At 70.3% G+C, this 23,268-nt stretch carries 14 protein-coding genes, 3 pseudogenes and 1 riboswitch; of the genes and pseudogenes, 8 read left to right on the top strand and 9 right to left on the bottom strand.

The window, feature by feature from the left end; translation table 11 throughout:
• Positions 1 to 177 precede the first annotated feature (177 nt).
• From AC068D_RS26070 to AC068D_RS26055, 4 genes and pseudogenes are all read left to right on the top strand, one after another.
• Positions 178 to 870 (top strand): TetR/AcrR family transcriptional regulator, encoded by a 693-nt coding sequence (locus AC068D_RS26070; protein WP_478825480.1) that lies wholly within the window; start codon positions 178 to 180, stop codon positions 868 to 870.
• 25 nt (positions 871 to 895) lie between these two features.
• A pseudogene (locus AC068D_RS26065) lies at positions 896 to 1,126 on the top strand (phosphotransferase); the annotation flags it as partial.
• Between the two features lie 135 nt (positions 1,127 to 1,261).
• Positions 1,262 to 1,420, top strand: coding sequence for a hypothetical protein (locus AC068D_RS26060; protein ID WP_478825479.1), 159 nt, complete (start codon positions 1,262 to 1,264; stop codon positions 1,418 to 1,420).
• 616 nt (positions 1,421 to 2,036) lie between these two features.
• On the top strand, positions 2,037 to 4,457 hold the full coding sequence (locus tag AC068D_RS26055; RefSeq protein ID WP_478825478.1) for a SpoIIE family protein phosphatase: 2,421 nt from the start codon (positions 2,037 to 2,039) through the stop codon (positions 4,455 to 4,457).
• Here the strand turns inward: AC068D_RS26055 and AC068D_RS26050 are convergent.
• From AC068D_RS26050 to aceA, 5 genes and pseudogenes are all read right to left on the bottom strand, one after another.
• A pseudogene (locus AC068D_RS26050) lies at positions 4,434 to 4,719 on the bottom strand (putative quinol monooxygenase); the annotation flags it as partial. The gene AC068D_RS26055 and the pseudogene AC068D_RS26050 sit on opposite strands and share 24 nt — an antisense overlap.
• A 49-nt stretch (positions 4,720 to 4,768) precedes the next feature.
• The gene (gene metE / locus AC068D_RS26045) at positions 4,769 to 7,087 is read right to left on the bottom strand and encodes a 5-methyltetrahydropteroyltriglutamate--homocysteine S-methyltransferase (protein WP_478825477.1); all 2,319 of its coding nucleotides are present in this window, start codon (positions 7,085 to 7,087) and stop codon (positions 4,769 to 4,771) included.
• 163 nt (positions 7,088 to 7,250) lie between these two features.
• Positions 7,251 to 7,475: riboswitch (cobalamin riboswitch) on the bottom strand.
• Positions 7,476 to 7,694: 219 nt separating this feature from the next.
• On the bottom strand, positions 7,695 to 8,564 hold the full coding sequence (locus AC068D_RS26040; protein ID WP_478825476.1) for a 3-hydroxybutyryl-CoA dehydrogenase: 870 nt from the start codon (positions 8,562 to 8,564) through the stop codon (positions 7,695 to 7,697).
• Positions 8,561 to 10,159, bottom strand: coding sequence for a malate synthase A (aceB, locus tag AC068D_RS26035; RefSeq protein ID WP_478825475.1), 1,599 nt, complete (start codon positions 10,157 to 10,159; stop codon positions 8,561 to 8,563). The genes AC068D_RS26040 and aceB overlap by 4 nt, the downstream gene beginning before the upstream one ends.
• A 393-nt stretch (positions 10,160 to 10,552) precedes the next feature.
• Positions 10,553 to 11,836: an isocitrate lyase gene (gene aceA, locus AC068D_RS26030; protein WP_478825474.1), complete on the bottom strand. Its 1,284-nt coding sequence runs from the start codon at positions 11,834 to 11,836 to the stop codon at positions 10,553 to 10,555.
• A gap of 376 nt (positions 11,837 to 12,212) precedes the next feature.
• On the opposite strand from aceA, the gene AC068D_RS26025 reads away from it, so the two are divergent.
• Together AC068D_RS26025 and AC068D_RS26020 are read left to right on the top strand one after the other, a co-directional pair.
• On the top strand, positions 12,213 to 13,619 hold the full coding sequence (locus tag AC068D_RS26025) for a short-chain fatty acyl-CoA regulator family protein (protein ID WP_478825473.1): 1,407 nt from the start codon (positions 12,213 to 12,215) through the stop codon (positions 13,617 to 13,619).
• 32 nt (positions 13,620 to 13,651) lie between these two features.
• Positions 13,652 to 14,514: pseudogene (locus AC068D_RS26020) on the top strand (amino acid permease); the annotation flags it as partial.
• Between the two features lie 108 nt (positions 14,515 to 14,622).
• Here AC068D_RS26020 and AC068D_RS26015 read toward each other — a convergent pair.
• From AC068D_RS26015 to AC068D_RS26000, 4 genes are all read right to left on the bottom strand, one after another.
• Complete coding sequence (locus tag AC068D_RS26015) at positions 14,623 to 16,689, bottom strand: iron ABC transporter permease (RefSeq protein ID WP_478825472.1); 2,067 nt, start codon at positions 16,687 to 16,689, stop codon at positions 14,623 to 14,625.
• Between the two features lie 5 nt (positions 16,690 to 16,694).
• On the bottom strand, positions 16,695 to 17,672 hold the full coding sequence (locus AC068D_RS26010) for an ABC transporter substrate-binding protein (RefSeq protein WP_478825471.1): 978 nt from the start codon (positions 17,670 to 17,672) through the stop codon (positions 16,695 to 16,697).
• The gene (locus AC068D_RS26005; protein WP_478825470.1) at positions 17,669 to 18,529 is read right to left on the bottom strand and encodes an ABC transporter ATP-binding protein; all 861 of its coding nucleotides are present in this window, start codon (positions 18,527 to 18,529) and stop codon (positions 17,669 to 17,671) included. The genes AC068D_RS26010 and AC068D_RS26005 overlap by 4 nt, the downstream gene beginning before the upstream one ends.
• A 974-nt stretch (positions 18,530 to 19,503) precedes the next feature.
• On the bottom strand, positions 19,504 to 20,451 hold the full coding sequence (locus AC068D_RS26000) for a methionyl-tRNA formyltransferase (RefSeq protein WP_478825469.1): 948 nt from the start codon (positions 20,449 to 20,451) through the stop codon (positions 19,504 to 19,506).
• Between the two features lie 262 nt (positions 20,452 to 20,713).
• Between AC068D_RS26000 and AC068D_RS25995 the strand changes: the two genes are divergently transcribed.
• Positions 20,714 to 22,066 (top strand): lysine N(6)-hydroxylase/L-ornithine N(5)-oxygenase family protein, encoded by a 1,353-nt coding sequence (locus tag AC068D_RS25995; protein ID WP_478825468.1) that lies wholly within the window; start codon positions 20,714 to 20,716, stop codon positions 22,064 to 22,066.
• Positions 22,067 to 22,193: 127 nt separating this feature from the next.
• On the top strand, positions 22,194 to 23,231 hold the full coding sequence (locus AC068D_RS25990) for an iron-siderophore ABC transporter substrate-binding protein (RefSeq protein WP_478825467.1): 1,038 nt from the start codon (positions 22,194 to 22,196) through the stop codon (positions 23,229 to 23,231).
• The last annotated feature ends 37 nt before the right edge of the window (positions 23,232 to 23,268 follow it).

Genomic DNA, 23,268 nt, shown 5'->3' with positions numbered 1-23,268 from the left:
GGCGAAGATCCTCAAGCGGTCCGTCGGCTGTACCGCTCCGACTCACCGCACCGCGCTCGGCGCGTTGCGGCCCGCTGCCACCGAACCTCGGAAACCAGCACATCAGCCGGCGCCGCCTGGGCCCCACACCCGTCGGAGTTCATGACTATGGCGTCGGATTCAAGTAAAGTTGCGCGGATGGAGACCACTGCGCCGGAGGAGATCGACAGCGAGTCGCCGCCGCCCGTGGCGCCCTTCGCGCAGCTTCGCGAGCCGCCTACGACGCAGCGCGGGGCGCGGACACGGGCCGCATTGGTGAAGGCCGCGCGGAAAGTGTTCGAGCGTGACGGCTACCTCGACACCCGCCTGACCGACATCACCAAAGAGGCTCGATGCGCGGCGGGATCCTTCTACACCTACTTCGCCAACAAGGAAGAGGTACTTGCCGCCGTCCTCCTGGAGGCGCAGGAGGACATGATGCACCCCGGTATGGGCCGGGTGCAGGGTACCGACGATCCCTATGCGGTACTCGAGGCGAGCAATCGCGCTTATCTCGCGGCGTACGAGCGGAACGCGAAGCTGATGGCGCTGCTTGAGCAGGTCGCCCAAGTGGAGCCGGAGTTCCGTGAGTTCCGAAGGCGGCGTGGGGATGCGTTCATCCGCCGGAATGCCCGAGGTATCGCCGACCTGCAGGCGCGGGGTGTCGCAGACCGAGAGGTCGATCCGATGATGGCGTCCCGCGCGTTGTCCGGGATGGTCAGCGTCATGGCTTACAACGCCTTCGTGCTCAGTGAAGGGCAAGAAGAAGGCACGCCGGCGGACTTCGAGGAGCTCGTGACCACGGTCACCCGGCTCTGGGCAAACGCTCTGCGGTTTCCCGGCCACCGCTGATCCGCCTGCCTCGACGCACCGGTACCGCCGGGTGTCGGTCTTTCCCTTGAACTCCTTGACGACCCTCGAGGACCTCACCCGGCGCCTCGTCGCGGCCGCCCCGGAGCAGCGCGAACTGACGCTCGTACACGGGGACTTCCATCTGCGCCACGTCATCACCGCCTACGACAGCTGGGAGGTGACGGCGGCGCTCGACTGGGAGCTGTCGACGCTGGGGGATCCGTTGGCCGACATGGGCAGCCTGCTGGCGTACTGACCGGGAACCGGGAGAGGAGGAGACCGGGGGCGATTTCGCCGTTTCCGTCCTCGAGGGTTTCCCGGACCGTGCCGAACTCGCTCAGGTGTACCTGACCGAAACAGGCCGGACCCCGCGGCACTGACATTCTGGCACGTGCTGGGGCTGTGGAAGGTGGCCGTGATCGCCGAGGGCGTGATGAGGCGGGCGATCGACGAACCGAAGAACGAGAGCACGACGGGCACGCCCGCCGTGGAACGCATCGATGCGCTCGTGGACAAGGCACGTCGAATCGCCGGCGAAACCGGGATCTGAAGCGGGGGCCCTGCGGGGCTGCTCAGCTGGTCACCACGACCTCGCCCTGGCCTCGGGAGCCCGGCGCACGTGTGGCCCTCCCAGGCGTAAGGGTCGGCGCGTCCGGCGTCCAGAACTGCCGAACAGGAGTCCCGGGTGTCTTGTGAGGGCGGGCGTGGGCCAATCGCTCCGTCGTGATTCGCCCTATCGAGCCATGCATCAGGCGACGTGACGATCCGTCCGTTCCCCGTGATCAGGAGACGATGGCATCCCGCCCGGCCGACGGGACGCGTGGGAGCCGGCGGCCGGGCCTCACAGGGCCAACGGGAACCGCGCAGCGTTGGGTGGAGGTAGCTGTCCAGCCGACGCGGAGGAGCCACACCATGCGCGGTGTCCGCCGCGTCCGGGCCATCATGCCTGCCCTGACCCTCCGTGTCCGCCACGCCGTGCCACGCGGTGGGCGAGGCCGCCGCCCCACCGGGTTCAATAGGCTTACATGGCATCAGCAGGTCAGCGTGCATTGGGGAACGCCGAGGCACCGCCCGGGACGCCGTCACGTCGGTCACCGGCTGCGGTCTGGACCCGCGGCAGAACCTGGGCGACCGAGGACAAGGTGTGTCCAGCGGTGGAGGAGCGGATGACGGAGCTCAGCGAAACCCACGACGATCCGTTCGCCCTGCACCTCGCCGCCTTGGCGGTGCTCGACGACCGGGGAACCGTGATCGGATGGAACCGGCGGGCCCAGGAACTGCTCGGCCACCCGGACACAGCCGTGATCGGTCGTCCGGCGTCCGAGGTCCTTGTCGATCCCCGAGATCTGCCGGCTGCCGGCGACGCCGCGGCGAACTGCAGGAGGTCCGGTGGATGGTTCGGGTTGCTCACGGTGCGGCACCGCGACGGGCGGCTCGTGGAGATGGGGCTCAGGGCCCAGGCGCTCTCGCGCGACGGCCGGGTCCGTGAGTGGTTTCTCGCCGGGGCACTCGCGGCTGACGTCCTGGAGTGGCAAAGGGACCGCGCGGTTCTCGACGGGTTGTACCGCCGGTGCCCCATCGGCCTGGTCGTCCACGGCCCCGACCTGAGGATTCTCCGGGTAAACCGGGCCATCGAACGCTTCACCGGCGTCCCGGCAGCGGACTTTCGGGGGCTGCCCACCGGCAGTCTCCTCGTTCCCGACGACGCACGCAGGGCCGTGGACCGTGTGCGCCAGGTGATGGACAGCGGGAGGCCGTTGGTCTACTCCGAGCAGTTCGTTCGCCTGCAGCAGGATCCGGCACGAGAGCAGGTCGCGATGGTCTCGTCCTTCCCGATGGAGGATCCCTCCGGCCGCATCCTGGGTGTGGCCGAGATGATCGAGGACATCACCGAACGCCATCGGGCCCAGCGTCGGCTCGCGCTCCTCGACCAGGTCGGCAGCCGTATCGGAACCACCCTCGACGTGGCGGAGACCGCCCGGGAACTCGCCGAGGTGATGGTGCCTCACCTCGCCGACCACGCGTCAGTGGACCTCCTTCAGACCGTGACGCGCGGTGAGGAACTGGCGCGGGCCCTGGCAGGGCCGGTGGTGCACCTGGGCGCCTGCAGCGTCGGTGCCCAGCAAGCCGGCCCGCCCCACCCCCAGGGCGAGCCGGTGGAGTTCGCGCCGGACACACCCCAGGCCAGATGCCTGGCCGAAGGGCAGCCCGTCCTTGAACCGGTTCTCCCGCCCGACTGGTTCTCGACGGAAGGCCGCCAGGGGGCCCACGCTCCCGATCTGGGCGCCCACTCACTGATTGTGGTCCCTCTTGCCGCACGTGGCCTGGTGCTGGGCGTGATGAGCCTGTGGCGTTCGCGCCGCCCTGATCCCTTCGAGGCGGACGATCTCACCCTTGCCCAGGAACTCGCCTCGCGTGCCGCCGTCGCCATTGACAACGCCCGGCGCTTCACCCAGCAGCAGCAGACCGCGTTCACCTTGCAGAGCAGCCTTCTGCCCCGGGCGGTCGCGGACCAGTCCGCCGCGGAGGTGGCCCTGCGGTACCTGCCGGCCAGTGCTGCCCCGGGCCTGGGCGGCGACTGGTTCGACGTCATTCCCCTGTCCGGGGCCCGGGTCGCCCTCGTCGTCGGCGACGTGGTGGGACGTGGCATCCACGCTGCCGCCACGATGGGCCGGCTGCGTACCGCCGTACACACGCTCGCCAGCCTCGACCTGGAACCGGACGAGGTTCTCTCCCGCCTGGACGACCTGGTCAACCTGCTGGCGGCCGAACAGGAAGCAGCCGGCGAACGGCCGGTGGGCGAGCAGGTCGTCGGTGCCACCTGCCTGTACGCCGTGTACGACCCGGTCTCCGGGCGGTGCTCCGTGGCCCGCGCCGGCCATCCACCGCCGGTGGTGACCGCTCCGGATGGACAGGTGGCTCTGCTGGACCTGCCCGCCGGCCCACCGCTCGGCCTGGGCGGCCTGCCGTTCGAGGCCCGGGACGTCGAACTGGCCGAGGGAAGCCTGCTTTGCCTGTACACCAACGGACTCATCGGCGAACGCCACATCGATGCCGACGTCGGCCTGACCAGGCTGTGCGCAGCGCTCACCCGCCCTGCGGACGCGCTGGAACGGACGTGCCAAGCGGTGGTCGACTCACTCGTGCCCGCGCGCCCCGGCGACGACGTCGCGTTGCTGATCGCCCGCACCCGTATGCTGCCACCGGAAAATGTCGCCTCCTGGCGTCTGCCGTTGGAGCCTGGCAGCGCCGCGCGGGCCCGGGCATTGACCTCGGCCAAGCTGAGCGAATGGGATCTGGAGCACCTGGCGTTCACGACCGAGTTGATCGCCAGCGAACTGGTCACCAACGTCTACCGGTACGCCAGCGGTCCCGCGACCCTGCGGCTGATCCGTGAACGGCGTCTGGTGTGCGAGGTCAGCGACACCAGCCACACCTCACCCCACCTGCGCCGCGCCCGAACCACCGACGAAGGTGGGCGCGGCCTCTTCCTGGTGGCCCAGATGGCCGAACGCTGGGGTACCCGCTACACCCGCGAGGGCAAGACAGTGTGGACCGAACAATCACTGGCCGGCACGTTCCCCTGACCGTCTCAAGCCCTGCCGGGGACCACCCTCTCCCAGGAGCGACCAGTCGTGCTGCGGAACGGTCACGTTGACGATGCGCGGTGTCTCGACCAGATGGGGCGGCAGCGTCTGCCGCGACGCAGCCTTGAAGTGCGTGGACTGCACATGCCGCGACTCCGGCCTCCTCGTCGCGGAAAGCCTCGACCAGGACGTACTCCGTCGGGTCTTCCACACTGCGCGACCAGTCGAACCACAGGCAGCCGGGCTCGGCGCGCGTGGCCCGGACGACCGGGAGGCTGCTCTTCGAGCGCATCTCCCGGCCGTCCGACGCATCAGGACGCGGAGAGTTCCCCGCGCACGGTGCGGGCGGCTGCCACCAGATTCTCCAGCGAGGCACGGGTTTCGGGCCAGCCGCGGGTCTTCAGCCCGCAGTCCGGGTTGACCCACAGCCGTTCGGCCGGGATGGCCTCCAGCCCCTTGCGCAGCAGAGCCGCCGCCTCGTCCGCGTCCGGAACCCGCGGCGAGTGGATGTCGTACACCCCGGGGCCGGCCTCCCGCGGGTAGCCGTGGGAGGCGAGCTCCCGGGCGACCTGCATGTGGGAGCGGGCGGCCTCCAGGCTGATCACGTCGGCGTCGAGGTCGTCGATGGCCTGCACGATGTCGCCGAACTCGGCGTAGCACATGTGGGTGTGGATCTGGGTGTCCGGGCGCACCCCGCTCGTGGTGAGCCGGAACGCCTCGGTCGCCCAGGCGAGATAGCCGGCGCGGTCCGCGGCCCGCAGGGGCAACGTCTCGCGCAGGGCGGGTTCGTCGACCTGGATGACGGAGGTGCCCGCCGCCTCCAGGTCGTCCACCTCGTCGCGCAGGGCGAGAGCCACCTGGCGGGCGGTGTCGCCGAGCGGTTGGTCGTCCCGGACGAAGGACCAGGCGAGCATCGTGACCGGCCCGGTGAGCATGCCCTTCACCGGACGGTCGGTGAGGGACTGGGCGTAGCGGGTCCAGCGGACCGTCATCGGCACCGGCCGGGAGATGTCACCGGCGAGAATCGGCGGCCGCACGTAACGGGTGCCGTACGACTGGACCCAGCCGTGCCGGGTGGCGAGGTAGCCGGTGAGCTGTTCTGCGAAGTACTGCACCATGTCGTTGCGTTCGGGCTCGCCGTGCACGAGGACGTCGATACCCGCCTCCTCCTGGAAGGAGATCACCTCGCGGATCTCCGCCTCGATGCGCTGCTCGTAGCCCGCGGTGTCGATCCGTCCGCCGCGCAGATCGGCGCGGGCCGTGCGCAGAGCCGTGGTCTGAGGGAAGGATCCGATGGTGGTCGTAGGCAGCAGGGGCAGCCCGAGGTGGGCACGCTGGGCCGCGGCGCGCTCGGCATAGGGCTGGGAACGCCGGGCGTCGGTGTCAGTGATCGCCGCGGTGCGCGCACGTACGGCGGGGTCGTGGGTGATGGGCGAACCGGCGCGGGAGGCCAGGTCGGCCCGGTTGGCGGCGAGTTCCGCGGCGATGGCGTCCGTGCCCTGGCCGAGTCCGCGGGCGAGGGTGACGATCTCGTCGGTCTTCTGCCGGGCGAAGGCGAGCCAGCGAAGGATCTGCGGGTCGATGTCGCGCTCCTCGGCACTGTCCAGCGGGACGTGCAGCAGTGAACAGGACGCGGAGACGTCGACCTGGTCGGCCAGTCCCAGCAGCGTCCCGAGGGTGGCGAGCGACTTGCCCAGATCGTTCACCCAGATGTTGCGTCCGTCGACCACACCGGCGACCAGGCGCTTGCCGGGCAGTCCGCCGACCGCGGCGAGGTCGTCGAGATTCGCGGCGGCCGACCCGGTGAAGTCGAGCGCGAGGCCGTCGACGGGCGCCTTGGCCAGCACCGCAAGTGTGTCCCCGAGGCGGTCGAAGTAGGAGGCGACCAGCAGCTTCGGCCTGTCCGTGAGCGCACCGAGGTCGCGGTAGGCGCGGGCGGCGGCGTTCAGTTCGGCGGGTGTGCGGTCCTGGACCAGTGCGGGCTCGTCCAGTTGGACCCATTCGGCGCCTGCGGCCCGCAGATCCGCGAGCACTTCCGTGTACACCGGCAGCAGCCGGTCGAGCAGCGTCAGCGGCTCGAAGTCCTCGGCCACCCCCGGGGCCGCCTTGGCCAGCAGCAGATAGGTGACCGGTCCGACGAGGACCGGACGGGGCGTCAGGCCGAGCGCGAGTGCTTCCTTGAGCTCACCGACCTGCTTGGTGGAGTCCGCTTTGAACACGGTGTCCGGACCCAGCTCCGGAACCAGGTAGTGGTAGTTGGTGTCGAACCACTTGGTCATTTCCAGCGGCGCCACGTCCCGGGTGCCGCGGGCCATGGCGAAGCAGCCGTCCAAGGCGTCGGCGGCGACGGCTGCGCGGTGGCGGGCGGGGATCGCGCCGACCATCAGGGTGGTGTCGAGGACGTGGTCGTAGTAAGAGAAATCGCCGGTCGGCACTTCGTGGATGCCGGCGTCGGCGAGCTGCTGCCAGTTCGTCCGGCGAAGACCGGCGGCGGTGGCGCGGAGGGCGTCGGCGGTGACACGGCCCTTCCAGTAGCCCTCGATCGCCTTCTTCAGCTCCCGGTTCTGTCCCTGACGGGGGTAGCCGTACAGGGTGGCCCGTGCTGCCGCGGCTGCGGACTCGGTGGTCACGGAGATCTCCTTCGCGAGATGAATCCCTGAGATCCCGGGGACGGGACGAGAACGCGAAGGGCGACGGAACGGACGGAACGCCCAGCGCGGCACAGCGCGGTCATCCGTCCGATGTGTTCGCCGACCCGCCCTCGAGGTCACCGGGATGTCCGCGGGCGAGTCGTTCGCACGCGGGCAACGGGCAGGTCTTCGGACTCGCGGGCCCGTCCGGCCGGATTCCCGGCGGACACCTACTGGCCGTCGCTTCCCAGGCCCGGCTCGGACCCAGTGCGTATGACGGCGGTCGTTCCCGCTCACCGCTGCGGGGCAGTCCCGGATTCCCACCGGGTTCCCTCTTACGACGCATCCCGCCTGGCGGACGGGGCGAACCAGCTGCACCCGTCAGCCTACGGGGCGTTGAGCCGACGCGGAGAATCACCTCCGCCATTCGGACGGTGAGCTGAGACACGCGGCCGTGGTGCTTGAAACGGCGCGGGGGCGGGAAGCGCCGACCTCCGCGCTTCCCGCCCCTCCCCCGTGGGTTCCCGCCGGTTCCCTCCTCCAGCGGCGTGGCCCGGGCCCCTCAGCCCGGGCCCACCGGGCCCCTCAGCCCGGTCGTACCAGGAACTCAGCCGTGTTCGTACGCATGGAAACCGCGGCCGGTCTTGCGGCCCAACAGGCCTGCCTCGACCATGCGCTGGAGCAGCGGCGGCGGGGCGTACAGCGGCTCCTTGAACTCGTCGTACAGGGACTCCGCGATCGAGGCCACCGTGTCCAGGCCGATCAGGTCCGCGAGCTTCAGCGGCCCCATGGGATGGGCGCAGCCGAGCTCCATGCCGGCGTCCACATCGGCGGGGGAGGCGAATCCGGACTCCGTCATGCGGATCGCCGACAGCAGGTACGGGACGAGCAGGGCGTTGACCACGAACCCGGCCCTGTCCTGCGAGCGGATCACGGTCTTGCCGAGGGCCCGGGCAGCGAATTCCTCGGTCGCGGCGACCGTCCCGGCCGACGTGTGCAGGGAGGTCACGACCTCCACCAGCGGCAGTACGGGCACCGGATTGAAGAAGTGCAGGCCCACGACCCGGTCGGCGCGGCCCGTCGCCATGCCGAGCCGCGTGACCGGCAGGGAGGAGGTGTTGGTCGCCAGCACCGCGGCCGGATCGGCCACGATCTTGTCGAGTGAGGCGAAGACCTCGGTCTTGGCGTCCGGGTTCTCCACGATCGCCTCGACGACCAGCTGCCGGTCGGCCAGGTCTTCCAGGCAGCCGGTGAAGACCATCCGGTCGAGGGCGTCCCGCGCCGCGTCCCGCTCCAGCTTTCCACGGTGCACCGCACGGTCCAGGGAGCCGGCCACCCGTTCCCGCGCGGTGCGGGCGGCCGGCGCGTCCACCTCGCACACCACCGTGTCCAGTCCGGCTCGCGCGCACACCTCCGCGATTCCGGCGCCCATCTGTCCGCCGCCGACCACGCCGACGCGCTGGATGCTCCCGCTCACGACCGGGCCTCCGCACGCACGACGAGGTGACGGGAGTAGGCGTCCGGCGTGAAGAACAGCGGCAACTCGTGTTCCAGGGAGGTCCGTTCGAAGAGATCGCGCACTTCGTCGACGGCCGCCCACGGGTACTCGGCACCCAGAGCGGCGACCTCGTCGTCGAGCAGCCGCAGCACCGTCTCGCGGTCGACGACGCGGTGGCGCAGCCACTGCCAGATCTGTACGCGGGCGATCTCCGCGGTGGCGGCGTCCTCCATCAGGCCGTACAGGGCAACGGCTCCCTGCCCCCGTAGCCAGGCGTCGAAGTAGCGCAGGGCGATCGCGATGTTGGTGCGGACCCCCTCCGGGGTGGGCGGGCCGCTGATACGGCGCACCGACAGCAGATCGGCAGCGGTGACCTCGACGTCGTCACGGGTGCGGTCGATCTGGTGCGGCCGTTCGCCGAGAACGCCGTCGAACACCTCGCGGCACACGGGGACGAGCCCGGGGTGGGCGACCCACGAGCCGTCGAAGCCGTCCTCGGCCTCGCGCTCCTTGTCCAGCCGCACCTTGGCGAGGGCTGCCTCGTTGGCGGCCGGGTCCTTGCTGGGCATGTGCGCGGCCATGCCCCCGATGGCGTGGGCGCCGCGCTTGTGGCAGGTGCGGACCAGCAGCTCGGTGTAGGCGCGCATGAACGGGGCGGTCATGGTGACCTGGGCGCGGTCCGGGAGCAGGAAGTCGGTCCGGTGACCGAAGGTCTTGATGAGGCTGAAGAGGTAGTCCCAGCGGCCGGCGTTCAGGCCCGAGCTGTGCTCGCGGAGCTCGTAGAGGATCTCCTCCATCTCGAACGCCGCGGTGATGGTCTCGATCAGGACGGTGGCGCGGACCGTCCCACGGGGGATGCCGAGGAGTTCCTGGGCGAGGACGAAGACGTCGTTCCAGAGCCGGGCTTCGTAGCGGTTCTCCAGCTTGGGGAGGTAGAAGTACGGGCCGTGTCCGGAGTCGAGCTGACGCTGTGCGCAGTGGAAGAAGTACAGGCCGAAGTCGACCAGGGAGGCGGGGACCGGCCGTCCGTCGAACTCCAGGTGCTCCTCGGTGAGGTGCCAGCCGCGAGGACGGACCACGATGGTGGCGAGCCCGTCGTGGTCGCCGAGCCGGTATTCCCTGCCCTCGGGGGTGGTGAAGTCGATCCGGCGCTCGATGGCGTCGAGCAGGGTGAGCTGGCCGCCGACGATGTTGTTCCAGGAGGGGGAGGTGGCGTCCTCGAAGTCGGCCATCCAGACGGCGGCGCCGGAGTTGAGGGCGTGGACGGCCATGCGGCGGTCGGGCGGGCCGGTGATCTCGACCCGACGGTCCGTCAGGCCGGGCGCAGGCGGGGCGACGTGCCAGGACGGGTCGGCGCGCACGGCGCTGGTGACCAGTGGGAAGTCGAGCGGGGATCCCGTGGAGAGGCGTATCGCCTGCCGCCGCCGCTCCTTGAGCAGCTCCTGTCGGCGCTCGCCGAAGGCTGCGGCGAGGCTGCCCACGAAGTCCAGGGCGGCGGGGGTGAGGATCTCGTCATGCCGGTGGCCGGGAGCCGCAAGGACGCGGATGCGTTGGGCCAGTGCACTGGTGGACATGGGGTTCTCCTGAGCAGGGAAGCGGAGCGGGGGCGGACGGAGACGGTCGTCCGGCCCCCGTTCGGCAAGGGGGCCGGACCGGACGGATGCCCGGCTGGGCGGCCTGGTGCTGTGACCGGAAGGGTTCACCCGCTCGCGACGCCCTGCACGGCTCCTCTCGGCGACTGCTGGGAGGTGCCGCCACGCTGCGTTGTCGCATCAGCCGAGTACGTCCGGTACGGGGGGCGATCTCCCCGGCCTCCGGCCGGGGTGGGGGGACCTCCGGCGGAGCCGGGGGGAGTGCCCCCGCCGCCTTGCGATGCTTCCCCTCGGCCCTGGCGGGCCCGGGGAGACCGCAGGTGCCGGACGCCGCGAGCTTCCCGGCAGACCCTTCCGGTCACCGCGGTCAACGCACTAGTGGAACTGCTCCTCCTCGGTGGAGCCGGCGAGGGCCGTGGTGGAGGAGGCCGGGTTGACGGCGGTGGAGACGAGGTCGAAGTAGCCGGTGCCGACCTCGCGCTGGTGCCTGACCGCGGTGAAGCCGTGCTGCTGGGCGGCGAACTCCCTTTCCTGCAGGTCGACATAGGCGGTCATGCCGTGCTCGGCGTAGCCGCGGGCCAGGTCGAACATGCCGTGGTTGAGGGAGTGGAAGCCGGCCAGGGTGATGAACTGGAACCGGTAGCCCATGGCGCCGAGCTCGCGCTGGAACTTGGCGATCTGGTCGTCGTCCAGCGCGGCCTTCCAGTTGAACGAGGGCGAGCAGTTGTAGGCCAGCATCTGGTCGGGGTACCGGGCGTGGATGGCCTCGGCGAACTCGCGCGCCTGCGCCAGGTCCGGGGTGCCGGTCTCGACCCAGATCAGATCCGCGTACGGGGCGTACGCGAGGCCGCGGGCGATCACCGGTTCCATGCCGTTCCGGACCTGGTAGAAGCCCTCGGCGGTGCGCTCCCCCGTGACGAACCGAGCGTCGCGCTCGTCGACGTCGCTGGTGAGAAGGTTAGCGGCCAGCGCATCTGTGCGGGCCACGATGACGGTCGGCACATCGGCGATGTCGGCGGCGAGGCGGGCGGCGTTGAGGGTGCGGATGTGCTGGGCGGTGGGCACGAGGACCTTGCCGCCGAGGTGGCCGCACTTCTTCTCGGAGGCCAGCTGGTCCTCGTAATGGACGCCCGCGGCACCGGCGGCGATCATCGCCTTGGTCAGCTCGAAGGCGTTGAGGGGGCCGCCGAAACCGGCCTCGGCGTCGGCGACGATCGGCGCCAGCCAGTCCGTCGTGTCCGCCCCGCCCTCGGCGGTGGCGATCTGGTCGGCGCGCAGCAGCGCGTTGTTGATCCGCCGCACCACCTGCGGGACGGAGTTGACCGGGTAGAGGCTCTGGTCCGGGTAGGTGTGGCCGGCCTGGTTGGCATCGGCGGCGACCTGCCAGCCGGACAGATAGATGGCCTGCAGTCCGGCCTTCACCTGCTGCACGGCCTGACCGCCGGTGAGCGCGCCCAGGGCGTGGATGTAGTCCTGCTCGTGGAGTTGCCGCCACAGACGCTCCGCGCCGCGCCGGGCCAGGGTGTGCTCCTCGCGGACGCTGCCGGACAGCCGGATCACGTCCTCGGCGCTGTAGGTGCGCTCTGTACCCTGCCAGCGCGGGTCCGTCGCCCAGCGCTGCGCAAGCTTCTCGGCCGCCTTCGTCCTCGCCTCTGCCATCGCCTTCACCGTTTCTCTCGGTTGTCTGGACTGCCAATCTCCGTACTGGCGCGCAACGGGATGGCACTGTGTGTCTCGATCTTGTGTGGGGACCCGCCGGACCGTCGCTGGGCGGAGCTGAGCAATGCTGCCGGTCAGCGCGGCGCCATTGCCGGGATCTCCGACATCAGGGCATGAATCGCGCCCGGTTGATGCGCCGGCTGCCGAAGGTCCGGCGGGCCGTGCTTGAACTCTGGCACTGGCACTGAGTGCCATCAACTGTGGACGGGTGCCAACTTCTGCGAATCTTCACCGCGGCTTTTGCCAACTTTGCCAAGGGTGAGACGGGCGCTGATTCGCGTACCCTGACCGCGTCCCGAACCTCAAGGAGCGCGCGGTGAGCAAGACCTATGCGGGTGCGCGGCTGCGGCGGCTGCGGGAGGAGCGCCGGATGAGCCAGGCGGACCTGGCCCGCGTCCTGGGCATCTCTCCGAGCTACCTCAACCAGATGGAGCACGACTCCCGCCCCCTCACCGTGCCGGTGCTGCTCAGGCTCACCGAGAGCTTCGGCGTCGACCCGGGCTTCTTCTCCGAACGCGACACGACGCGACTGGTGGCCGACCTGCGCGAGGCCCTGACAGGCGAGATCGCCGAATCCCGGGTGTCCCCGTCCGATCTGGCCGAGTTGGCCTCCCGGACACCTGCGGTCGCGCAGGTACTGGTGGACCTGGGCCGCCGCAACCAGCTCCTGGCCGAGCGCCTCGCGGCAGCCGCTGACGGCCGGGACTCCGCCAACGAGGCGCCCCGCTCTCCCCACGAGGAGATCCGGGAGTTCTTCTACCGCCGCCAGAACTACCTGCACGATGTCGACCTCGCGGCGGAGGGTCTGGCCGAGGAGATCGGCATCCACCCCGGGGACGTCGTGCAGGCCCTGACAGTCCGGCTCGCCAATGCCCACGGCGTACGGCTGTCCGCCGAGACGGGCGACCATCTGCACCACTACGACGAGACGACCCGCACCCTCCATCTGTCCGCCGGCATGCGGCCCGGTCAGCGCGCTTTCCGCATGGCCACCCAGCTCGCCCTGCTCGAGCAGGGCGACGAACTGGACCGCCAGGCCGCCGAGGACTTCCCCCTCGGAACATCCACCCACGCTCTGGCCCGCATCGGTATCGCCAACTACTTCGCGGCCGCTCTGATCCTTCCGTACCGGAGTTTCCATGCCGCGGCCGAAGAGGTGCGCTACGACATCGAACGTCTCACCGACCGCTACGGCCTCGGCTACGAAACGGTCTGCCACCGACTGAGCACCCTCCAGCGCCCCCGCCTGCGCGGCGTGCCCCTCTCCTTCGTCCGCGTCGACCGCGCCGGAAACATGTCCAAGCGGCAGTCCGCGACCGGCTTCCACTTCTCCCGGGCCGGTGGCACCTGCCCGCTCTGGAACGTCTACGAGGCGTTCGCCGCGCCCGGCCGCATCCACGTCCAGGTTGCGGAAATGCCCGACGGACAGCGCTACTTGTGGACCGCCCGCGCCGTCACCCGGCACCGGGGAGGTTGGGGCGAGCCGGGCAAGACCTTCGCGATCGGCCTCGGCTGCGAGATCCGTCACGCCCACCGGCTCGTGTACTCCGACGGGCTCGACCTCGGCAGCCCCTCCGTCGCCACGCCGATCGGCATGGGCTGCCGAGTCTGTGAGCGGCTCGACTGCCCCCAGCGCGCAGTGCCGCCGCTCGGCCAACCCCTGCGGATCGACCAGAACAGCAGCACCTTCGTGCCCTATCCGGTGCGGCCTGCCACGCCCTGACCGGGGCGCGAGGGCCTCGGAGCGAGTGGAACGGCCCGCCGGTGCTGCTGAAACTGCCGGCCCGCGACAACTGTCTTCCGCACGCCTTCGGCCTCAAGGCTGCCCGTCAGGTCCACCGCCGGGGCCTGCTCGTGCTCGCCCTGGTGTCGACCGCGTTGCCGGTGTTCTCCGGCGGCACCAACACTCTCGTACCGCGCTTCGCGATCGGTGTCTTCGTGGGCTTCACGATCGCGCAGAACGGGATGGTCCGGCACTGGCTCGCTGCACGCGGGGGCAGGGTGGGCCGGGCAAGGCCGTTCTCAACGGTCTCGGCGCGGTTCTCACCGGCGTCAGTGCGATCGTCGTCACGGCGACCAAGTTCCAGGACGGCGCCCGACAACCTGGTCGCCCTGCCGCTGCTGGTCGCCGGTTCGAGTCCGTGCATCGTGCCCACGGGAGGATCCGCGAGCGCCCCGGCATCGGCCGGATCCTCGAACCGCCGTACCCGGAGCGCTCGTTGGTGATCGTTCCGGTCGCGTCCCTGACCCGGCTCACCAGCGAAGACGTCACCGCCGCGGGGTCGCTCGGCGACGAGGTCCGCGCGGTGACCGTGTGCCACACCGACCCGGAAGACCGGGAACAGAGCGACGCCCTGGTCCGCGACTGGGATCTGTGGAACCCGGGCGTCCCGCTGGACCGTATCCCGTCCACCCACCGCGCTTCGGCGGCCGATCGCCATGTACGTGCGCGAACTCGCCGTGCGGACCCCGGACACCCGGATCACCGTTCTGATCCCCTGGGCCGACCCCGCCCGTTGTGGCAGCGGCTCCTCCGGAGCCGGCGCGGCGCGGTCGTGGCGCACGCCCTGCGCCGGGACACCGACGCGGTGATCTGCCGCCTTCGCTTCCGGCTCTGACGGTGCTCACCTACGCGTTCGGCTCCGGAGTGCCCGCAGACGCCGGGCAGCCCGTCCGGAAGCCGGCGTCCGGACGGGCGGCGGGCTCCCCGGGGTGACGTGGGCGTCCTACCGGCGGGTGCGTACGAGCAGTTGGAGGAAGTACGGCGTGCCGATCGCCGCGGTCATCAGTCCGGCGCCGAGCTGGGCCGGCGCGATCACGGTCCGGCCCAGCAGGTCCGCGACGCAGACGAGCGACGCGCCGAGGAGTACCGAGACCGGAATCACCCGGGCGTGCTGCCGGCCCACGAGCGCCCTGGCCGCGTGCGGTGCGACGAGCCCCACGAAGCCGATGGTGCCGGCGGCGGCCACGGCGGTGGCGCTGAGCAGGACGCTGAGCACGAGGAAGCCCAGACGCCTCCGTGCCAGATTGAGCCCCAGAAGCCTCGGGGTGTCCTCGTCCAGCGACACCAGGTCGAGCTCGGTGCGCCGCAGGGTCGCGACGAGCAGACCGGCGGCGAGCACGGCCGCGAGAGGAGCCACGTCGGCCAGGGTCCGCCCGTAGGTGGAGCCCGACAGCCAGGTGAGTGCCTTCGTCGCATTGAACGGGTCGGTGAGGAGGATGAGCAGGCTGATCAGTGCGGCGGTCCCGGTGGCGACACCGAACCCGACGAGGACGAGCCGGTTCTGCTGGAATCCGCCCCGTGCGGCCAGACCGAAGACGACGGCGGAACTGACGGCGGCGCCGACGAACGCCGAACCGGCCACGCTCCACGACCCGGCGAGCGGCACCGTCGTCACGAGGAGCACGGCGCCGAGCGCGGCCCCGCCCGAGACTCCCAGGGTGCCGGGCTCCGCGAGCGGGTTGCGGGTCACGGCCTGGACGAGCGTCCCGGCCAGGGCGAGTGCCGCGCCCGCGAACAGTGCCGCGAGGACTCGGGGCACCCGGGTGTCCAGGACGAATTCGACCGTGCGGCCCGCCCTGCCCTGTGCCCAGTTCACCACGTCGCCCAGCAGCAGTTTGCTGTCGCCCAGGAGGACGGCGGCGATCGTCACGCCGACGAGCACCGCCACCAGGGCGGCCGTGGTGGCCAGCAAGACCGTCCGGCTCCTGATGCGCAGCCGGTCGGACGCGGCGGCTCCGGCGCCGTCCCGGACCCGGGTGGCCATCACGATCAGGAACACGGCGCCGACGAGGCTGGTGGCAACACCTGTCGGCACGGCGACCGCCAGGTCCGCCGGCACGACGGCGCGCAGGAGCACGTCCGAGCCGAGGACCAGCACCGCACCGGCAAGTCCCGCGACCGGAACGCTCGCACGTGCCCGGGAGTACGCGCGGAATCCGCGGGCGAGAGGACGGACGAGGGCGGGGGCGCACAGGCCGACGAAGCCGATCGGTCCGGCGAGCGTGACGGCCGCCGCGGACAGCAGCGCCGCGAGCACCACCACCGTGACACGGGTGGCACGGACAGGGACACCGAGGCCGCGGGCGGCGTCCTCGCCGAGCGCCAGTGCGTCGATCCGCCGGGCGACGAGCAGCAGCCCGACGAGGCCGACAAGGCCGAGCGGAGCCATCTGCAGCACGCCGTCGAAGCCGTTCTGGGAGATGCTGCCCTGGTTCCACCGGTAGAGGCCCTCCGTCTGCCGGGGGAACAGCAGGAGCAGCCCCTCGGTGACGGCGGTGAGGCCGAGGGCCAGGGCACTGCCGGCGAGAACAAGGCGTACGGTGCCAGCGCCCAGGCCCGACAGCCCCAGCACGACGGCCGCCGCCGCGAGGCCGCCGACGAACGCGACACCCGAGGAGGCGAACAGGGGCAGCGAGACACCGGTGACCGTGGCCAGCCCGAGAGCCAGGTAGGAACCCGCGTTCACCGCAAGGGTGTCGGGCGAGGCGAGCACATTGCGGCTCACCGCCTGCAGGGCGGCGCCCGCCATCCCGAGCACGGCGCCCACGAGCAGCCCCGCGGTCATCCTCGGCAGCCGGGAGGCGACGATGACGGACGCGTCGTCCGGGTCGGCCCGTCCGGTGAGCGCCTTCCAGACCTCGGGCGCGCCGACGGCGGCCGTGCCCTGCGTGATGTCGAGGACCGCGAGGACCGCGACGAAGAGGACCAGTGCGGCCGTCACCGCGGCCGCGCCCGTCCGGGACGTGACCGCCGACGGACGGGTGGCGGAAGGGGAAGCGGTGACGGCCATGGGTGTTACTTCGTCAGCGCCTGGACGGTGGCGTCGATGTACTTGCCCATCGACTCGGGGCCGCCGAACATCCAGATGCCGTCGGGCAGCCGGTGGACGTTGCCCTTCTTCACGAACGGCAGCGACTTCCACACCGAGTCCTTGGCCAGGACGCCGTTGAAGGGAGTGCTGGCCTTGTCGCCGTCGCTGCCGATGTAGGCGAACTGCACGTCGCCGAGCTTGGTGAGGCCCTCGACGTCGGTGGCGGCAAGTCCGTAGCTCGCGTCGCCCTTGACCGTCCAGGCGTTCTTCAGGCCGATCTTCTCGTTGACGGCACCGAGGAGCGAGCCGCTGGTGTAGGGCCTGATCGAGACCTGGTTGGAGACGACGTAGCCGTCGGCGAAGGCGTACTTCGTGCCGGCGAGACCTGCGTCGGCGAGGGCCTTCCTGCCCTCGGCGATCTTCGCGTCGAAGTCCTTCTTGAGCTTCTCGGCCTGCTCCGTGGTGCCGGTGGCCTTTGCGATGAGGTCGAGGTTCTCGGTCATCCGGCCGATCGGGTCGGCGGCGTCCGCAGGCCGCACCTCCAGGACCGGGGCGACCTTGCGCAGCTGCTTCACGGCGGCCGGCGGCAGGTCGCTGGTGGCGACGATGAGGTCCGGCGACAGGGAGGCGATGGTCTCCATGCTCGGCTCGCCGCGCGTACCGATGTCCTTGGGCTCGTTCTTCAGCGGGACCGCCGTGTCCCAGGTCTTGTAGCCCTTGACGTCGGCGACGCCGACGGGGTCGACGCCCAGCGATATCAGGCTCTCGACGACGTTCCACTCGGTTCCGACGACCTTCTTGGCCGGCCCGTCGAGCTTCACCTTCGCGCCGGTCGAGTCGGTGAGGGTGACGGGCTCGGCGGACTTCTTCGCGTCATCGGCGGCGGGCTCGGTCGTCCCGCAGGCGGTCAGGGTGAGTGCCGCCGCGGTCGCGACCGCGGCGGTGAGGAGGAGGCGTCTCATGAGGTGGTGCTGAGCCTTTCGGTTCGCGAGTGGTGCCGGCCGATCGCGCGGGTGCGCAGCCGGCCGGTCACGGGATCGGTGTCGACCTCGATGCGGATCCCGTAGGTGTCCGTCAGCCGCTGTGCCGTGAGTACGTCCTCGGGGAGGCCGTCGGCGATGATCCGGCCCGCGTCGAGCAGTGCGATCCTGTCAGCGACGGCCGCGGCCTGGTCGAGGTCGTGCAGGACGGCACCGACGGCGATGCCGTGGTCGTCCGCGAGGTCGCGTACGAGGTCGAGGAGTTCGATCTGGTAGCGCAGGTCAAGGTAGGTGGTCGGCTCGTCGAGGAGCAGCACGCCGGTCTCCTGGGCGAGGCAGCAGGCGAGCCATACGCGCTGCAGCTGTCCTCCGGAGAGGTGCTCCGCTCCTCGGTCGGCGAGTTCAGCGACGCCCGTCATGGAGAGCGCGCGGTCCACCGCGGCCCGCCCGTCCGGATCGGCCTTGCCCCAGCGGCTCCGGTACGGGTAGCGGCCGAACTCGACCACGTCCCGGACGGTCAGCCCGCTGGGTGTGGGGCGTCCCTGGGTCAGCAGGGCGACATGGCGCGAGAACTGGCGCGGGGTCAGCGCAAGGCCGTCGGTGTCGGCGTCGATGACGAGGGTGGCGGCCCTGGGCCGCTGCAGCCGCGCCAGCGTGCGCAGCAGCGTCGACTTCCCGCTGCCGTTCGGACCTACCAGGACGGTCACTTCACCGGGCCGCAGCGTCAACGACGCGTCGTGTACGACATCTGCACCGTCGTACGCCACGGTGACACCCGTGGCCAACAGCTCATGACCGCGGGGGCCTATGGCAGCGGAGGTTTCTTCACCGGCTCTCACGGAGTGAAGGTTAGCCTAACCTTAGGCGTGCTGATGAGGGGGGAGTCATGAATGCAAGATGAAAACCAGCCATAGATGCGTCAAGGGGGCAAAATCTCGAGCGTGACGGGACCGGGCCGGGCTGAAGGCCGCTCGGTCCGGCCGGGTCGCCGCATGGCACACCCGGATGCCACGGCCTGTTGCGTTCACTTCCGGTGGCGGACTTCGGCGAAGAGGTCGCCCCGGGTGTCCTGTGCGGACCGCGGTGGTGAGCCCCCTCGGGATGGGCGCCGCTGGTCGGTGCGGAGCCGTCCGTGTTGCCCGTGTACCGCGTCGTGGCCGGGCGGCGCAGGTGCCCCGGTCCCGGCGGCGGTTTGGTGCCGACCGGATCTCGCGCCCATGGCGCCGGAGTTCGGGGAGTCCCCGCCCCGACCCGCTCGTGTTCGTGCCCCACGCCTGCGGGCGCCGGTTCGAGGTGGGGGAGCATACGGCGCGGGAGGGACCCGAGGAGGCCGCGTTCCTCGTCGTCGAGCGGGGCCAGGATGCCGTCGTCGGCCGAGGCGATGTCCGTGCCGGGTTCCGCCTGGCGGATCCGCCCTCCCGGAGTGAGCCCACCATGATTCGGCGAGGGGCCCCGGGGTCCGGTCGCAGTCGACATGGCCCGTCCCGGCGAGATCGCTGACGGTCCCTCACCGGGTCGCCGGCGTTCATGCCCGGTCGCTTAGGGGTCCTCGTACCCGGGCCGGATCCGCGAGCGTCGCCGCCACGGACGGGAGCCGGAGCCCGCGCGCGGACCGCCTGTACGACGGCCGCGCCACGCGGCCTCGCCGGGCGCGTACATGAGCGTTGAGGTCGAGCACGCTGGGCGGCGTCGGCTCATGGGCGGTGAACGGTCCGAAGGCCATTGCCGCACGGATCGGTGGTCCGTGCGGCAATGACCGCCGACCCGCCCCGTGACCGTACGGGGCGGGTCGGAGTTTCCGGGTGGCCGGCCGTCAGGGGCGGCTGGTCAGGTAGCCGCCCATGAAGGTGAAGTACTCGGTCGCGGGTATCTCCCGGCCGTCCTCGGTCCGCACGCGGGTGATGGCCAGGCCGTGGTTGCGGCCCGTGCGGGCGTCGGCGCCGGCGACGATCGCCACGCCCTCGCCCTCCCGGTAGAAGATGCGGCCGGGGGTGCCGCCGTAACGGCCCTCGGACACGACGGCCGAGACGATCTCGAGTCGCTTGCCCTTGTGGAAGGTGAAGGCGCTCGGGTACGGGGCGGACTGAGCGCGGATCAGCCGCTCCAGGTCCTCGGCGGGCCAGTTCCAGTCGATGCGGATGTCCTCCTCGGCCCGCTTGTGGAAGAAGGTGGCCTGCGAGCGGTCCTGCTTGGTGAACTCGGTCTGTCCGGAGGCGATGAGGGCGAGGGCGTCGGTGGTGACCGGGGCGATGAGGTCGACGGTCTTGTGGAAGAGGTCGGTGGCCGTGTCCGTGGGCTCCACCGTGACCGCGCGCTGCATGACGATGTCACCTGCGTCGAGCTCCTCGTCCATCATGTGGGCGGTGACACCCACTTCGGGCTCGCCGTTGATGAGGGCCCAGATCAGCGGGGAGAAGCCGGCGTACTTGGGCAGCAGCGAGTCATGGACGTTCAGCGTGCCGTGCCGGGGCAGGGTGTAGATGCGCGGCGGGATCCAGGTCCGCCAGTTGTTGGCCACGATGATGTCCGGGTCGGCGTCCTTGAGCTGTTGGAACAGCTCCTCGTCGTCGGGCCGGTTGCGAATGATCACAGGGACGCCGTGTTCCTCGGCGAGGTCGGCGACCGAGTCGCTCCAGATCTTCTCGTAGGCGTGCTCGCTCTTCGGGTGGGTCACGACAGCGACCACGTCGTGCTCGGAGTCCAGGAGCGCCTGAAGGGTGCGGTGGCCCCAGGTCTGATAACCGAACATGACGACCCGCATGGGGTTCCTCCTCAGAAGAGCGATGTGACCGGCGATAAGTAAAGCAAGGCTTACCTAAGGGTGCAACGTGCCCTGATCTAAGGCCCTGTTGGCCCATGAATGACTCCGGTGTCCGTTTTGCCCCGTCGACAGGTTGGCCAGATCAGGTTAGCTTTACCTAAGTTCCGCTCGGCAGCCGGGTTCCCGGTGTGCCCGGGCTCCGCCGTTCCCCCACGCCTGACAGCACGCCTGACAGGCGGCTGTCCCGCACGATGGGAGTGACATGTCACAGGCTCTTCCTGACGACGCACCACTGATCCACGACCTCATAGGTATCGGCTTCGGGCCGTCCAACGTGGCCATGGCGATCGCGCTCAGCGAGCACAACGCACGCGTCGGAAGGCAGGAGGCGGTCACCGCTCACTTCTTCGAGCGGCAGCCCAGTTTCGGCTGGCACCGCGGCATGCTCATCGACGACGCGACCATGCAGGTGTCCTTCCTCAAGGACCTGGTGACGCTCCGAAACCCGAACAGCGAGTACAGCTTCCTCTGCTACCTGCAGAGCAAGGGCAGGCTGATCGACTTCGTCAACCACAAGAACCTCTTCCCGCTGCGCGTGGAGTTCCACGACTACTTCGAGTGGGCGGCGGCGAAGGTCGACGACATGGTCTCGTACGGCCACGAGGTCGTCTCCGTCGAACCCGTCGTGCGCGACGGAGTCGTGGAGTACCTCGACGTGACGGCCCGGTCCGGGTCGGAGGTCGTCGTGCACCGTGCCCGCAACCTCGTCATCGGCACCGGTCTGCGCCCCCTCATGCCGGAGGGGGTCGAGCGGACCGACCGTGTCTGGCACAACTCCGACCTCCTCGCCAAGGTCGACGGCCTGGAGGGCACCAACCCCTCCCGCTTCATCGTCGTCGGCGCGGGCCAGAGCGCGGCCGAGAACGTCGCCTACCTGCACCGCCGCTTCCCCGAGGCCGAGGTCTGCGCCGTTTTCTCCCGCTACGGCTACAGCCCTGCCGACGACAGCAGCTTCGCCAACCGCATCTTCGACCCCGAGGCGGTCGACGAGTACTACACGGCTCCGGAAGGCATCAAGCGCAAGCTGATGGACTACCACGGGAACACCAACTACTCCGTGGTGGACATCGATCTGATCGACGACCTGTACCGGCAGGAGTACCAGGAGAAGGTCCTCGGGGCCCAGCGCCTCCGCTTCCTGAACGTGTCCCGCCTCACCGATGTCGAGGAGTCGGACGGCTCGGTCAGCGCCACCATCACTTCTCTGGTCACCGGGGAGGAGAGCCGGCTGGACGCCGACGTCGTCGTGTGCGCCACCGGTTACGCGAGCGCCGACGCCCTCGGCCTGCTCGGGCCGGTCGCGGACCGCTGCCACCTTGACGAGCAGGGCCGTGTCCGCGTCGAGCGCGACTACCGGCTCGCGACCGACGCCGAACTGCGCTGCGGCATCTACCTGCAGGGCGGCACCGAGCACACCCACGGCATCACGTCCTCGCTGCTCTCCAACACCGCGATCCGCGTCGGCGAGATCCTCGACTCGATCCTCGACCGGAACGTCAAGCCCGTCCTCGACGAGGCCCGGCCCGTCGCCGACGGAGTGGGCACCGCCCGCTAGGAGCGCCCGCCCGAGGGTCTCGCTCCCGATCCAGCCCCCACACCCCGCCCGGTCCGCCGGTAGTGCCGTCATGCACGGCTGTCCGGCTGGGTAACGCACCGTGAAAACCCCTGTGAAAGGAACAACCGTGTCCACTGGTACACGCCCCGCGCTGACGCGGCTCGTGAGACACCTCCCCCGCGCGGCCGTGGCCGCCGCTGCCGCGCTCGCCCTGACCGCCTGTGGGGGCGGTGCGGAGAAGGACGAGTCGAAGCCGTCCGGCGATGCGGGTGCCAAGTCCGCCGCCTTCCCGGTGACGCTGGAGCACAAGTACGGCAGCACGACGATCGAGACCCAGCCGAAGAAGGTCGTCACGCTGGGCCTGTCGGACCAGGACGCGGTGCTGGCGCTCGGCGTCAAGCCGGTCGGTGCGGTCGACTGGTTCAAGGAGCAGCCGTACGGCAAGTGGCCGTGGACCAAGGAGCAGTGGGGATCGACCCCGCCGCAGATCGTCGGTGAGCGCGACGAGTACAACGTGGAGAAGATCGCGGCACTGAAGCCGGATCTGATCATTGCTCAGTACTCGGGCATGAAGAAGGAGCAGTACGACACGCTCTCCAAGATCGCCAAGGTGGTCGCCCAGCCCAAGGGCCAGGAGGACTACCAGGCGCCTTGGCAGGACATGACCCGGCAGATCGGCAAGGCGCTCGGGAAGGACGCCGAGACCGAGAAGCTGATCGCCGGCATCGACGCCCGGTTCAAGGCCGTCCGCGACAAGCACCCCGAGTGGAAGGGCAAGACCGTCACCGTCGGCGAGCCCTACGAGCCCGGGAAGTTCTCCGCGTTCTCCCCGAAGGACCCGAAGGTCATCTTCCTCTCGGAGATGGGCTTCACCACCTCCGAGAAGTACCGCGCCGCCCTCGGCAAGGAGAACATCGCGGACCTCAGCGTCGAGCGCCTCGACGTCATGGAGGCCGACCGCACGGTGTGGCTGGGCACCCCCGACACGGAGAAGGCCATGAAGGCCGACCCGCTGTACAAGAAGACCAAGGTCAACCAGGAGAAGCGCGACCTCTTCCTCCCCTACGACAGCCCGGACATCGGCGCCGCGCTGTCCTTCAACACGGTGCTGAGCATCCCGTACGCCATCGACCAGGTGGTGCCGCGGCTCGAAGCCATCAAGTAACGCACCAGTACTGACGCACGACCAGGGAAGGGCCTTC

This window comes from Streptomyces sp. NPDC043861 (assembly GCF_056435905.1).
This window is presented reverse-complemented; position numbering and strand designations above follow the sequence as displayed.

Excerpts from the sequence above, each read along its gene's own strand:
- AC068D_RS26070 (WP_478825480.1), top strand. The coding sequence starts at position 178 with ATGGAGACCACTGCGCCGGAGGAGATCGACAGCGAGTCGCCGCCGCCC.
- AC068D_RS26055 (WP_478825478.1), top strand. The coding sequence starts at position 2,037 with ATGACGGAGCTCAGCGAAACCCACGACGATCCGTTCGCCCTGCACCTC.
- aceB (WP_478825475.1), bottom strand. The coding sequence starts at position 10,159 with ATGTCCACCAGTGCACTGGCCCAACGCATCCGCGTCCTTGCGGCTCCC.
- aceA (WP_478825474.1), bottom strand. The coding sequence starts at position 11,836 with ATGGCAGAGGCGAGGACGAAGGCGGCCGAGAAGCTTGCGCAGCGCTGG.
- AC068D_RS26015 (WP_478825472.1), bottom strand. The coding sequence starts at position 16,689 with ATGGCCGTCACCGCTTCCCCTTCCGCCACCCGTCCGTCGGCGGTCACG.
- AC068D_RS26010 (WP_478825471.1), bottom strand. The coding sequence starts at position 17,672 with ATGAGACGCCTCCTCCTCACCGCCGCGGTCGCGACCGCGGCGGCACTC.
- AC068D_RS26000 (WP_478825469.1), bottom strand. The coding sequence starts at position 20,451 with ATGCGGGTCGTCATGTTCGGTTATCAGACCTGGGGCCACCGCACCCTT.
- AC068D_RS25995 (WP_478825468.1), top strand. The coding sequence starts at position 20,714 with ATGTCACAGGCTCTTCCTGACGACGCACCACTGATCCACGACCTCATA.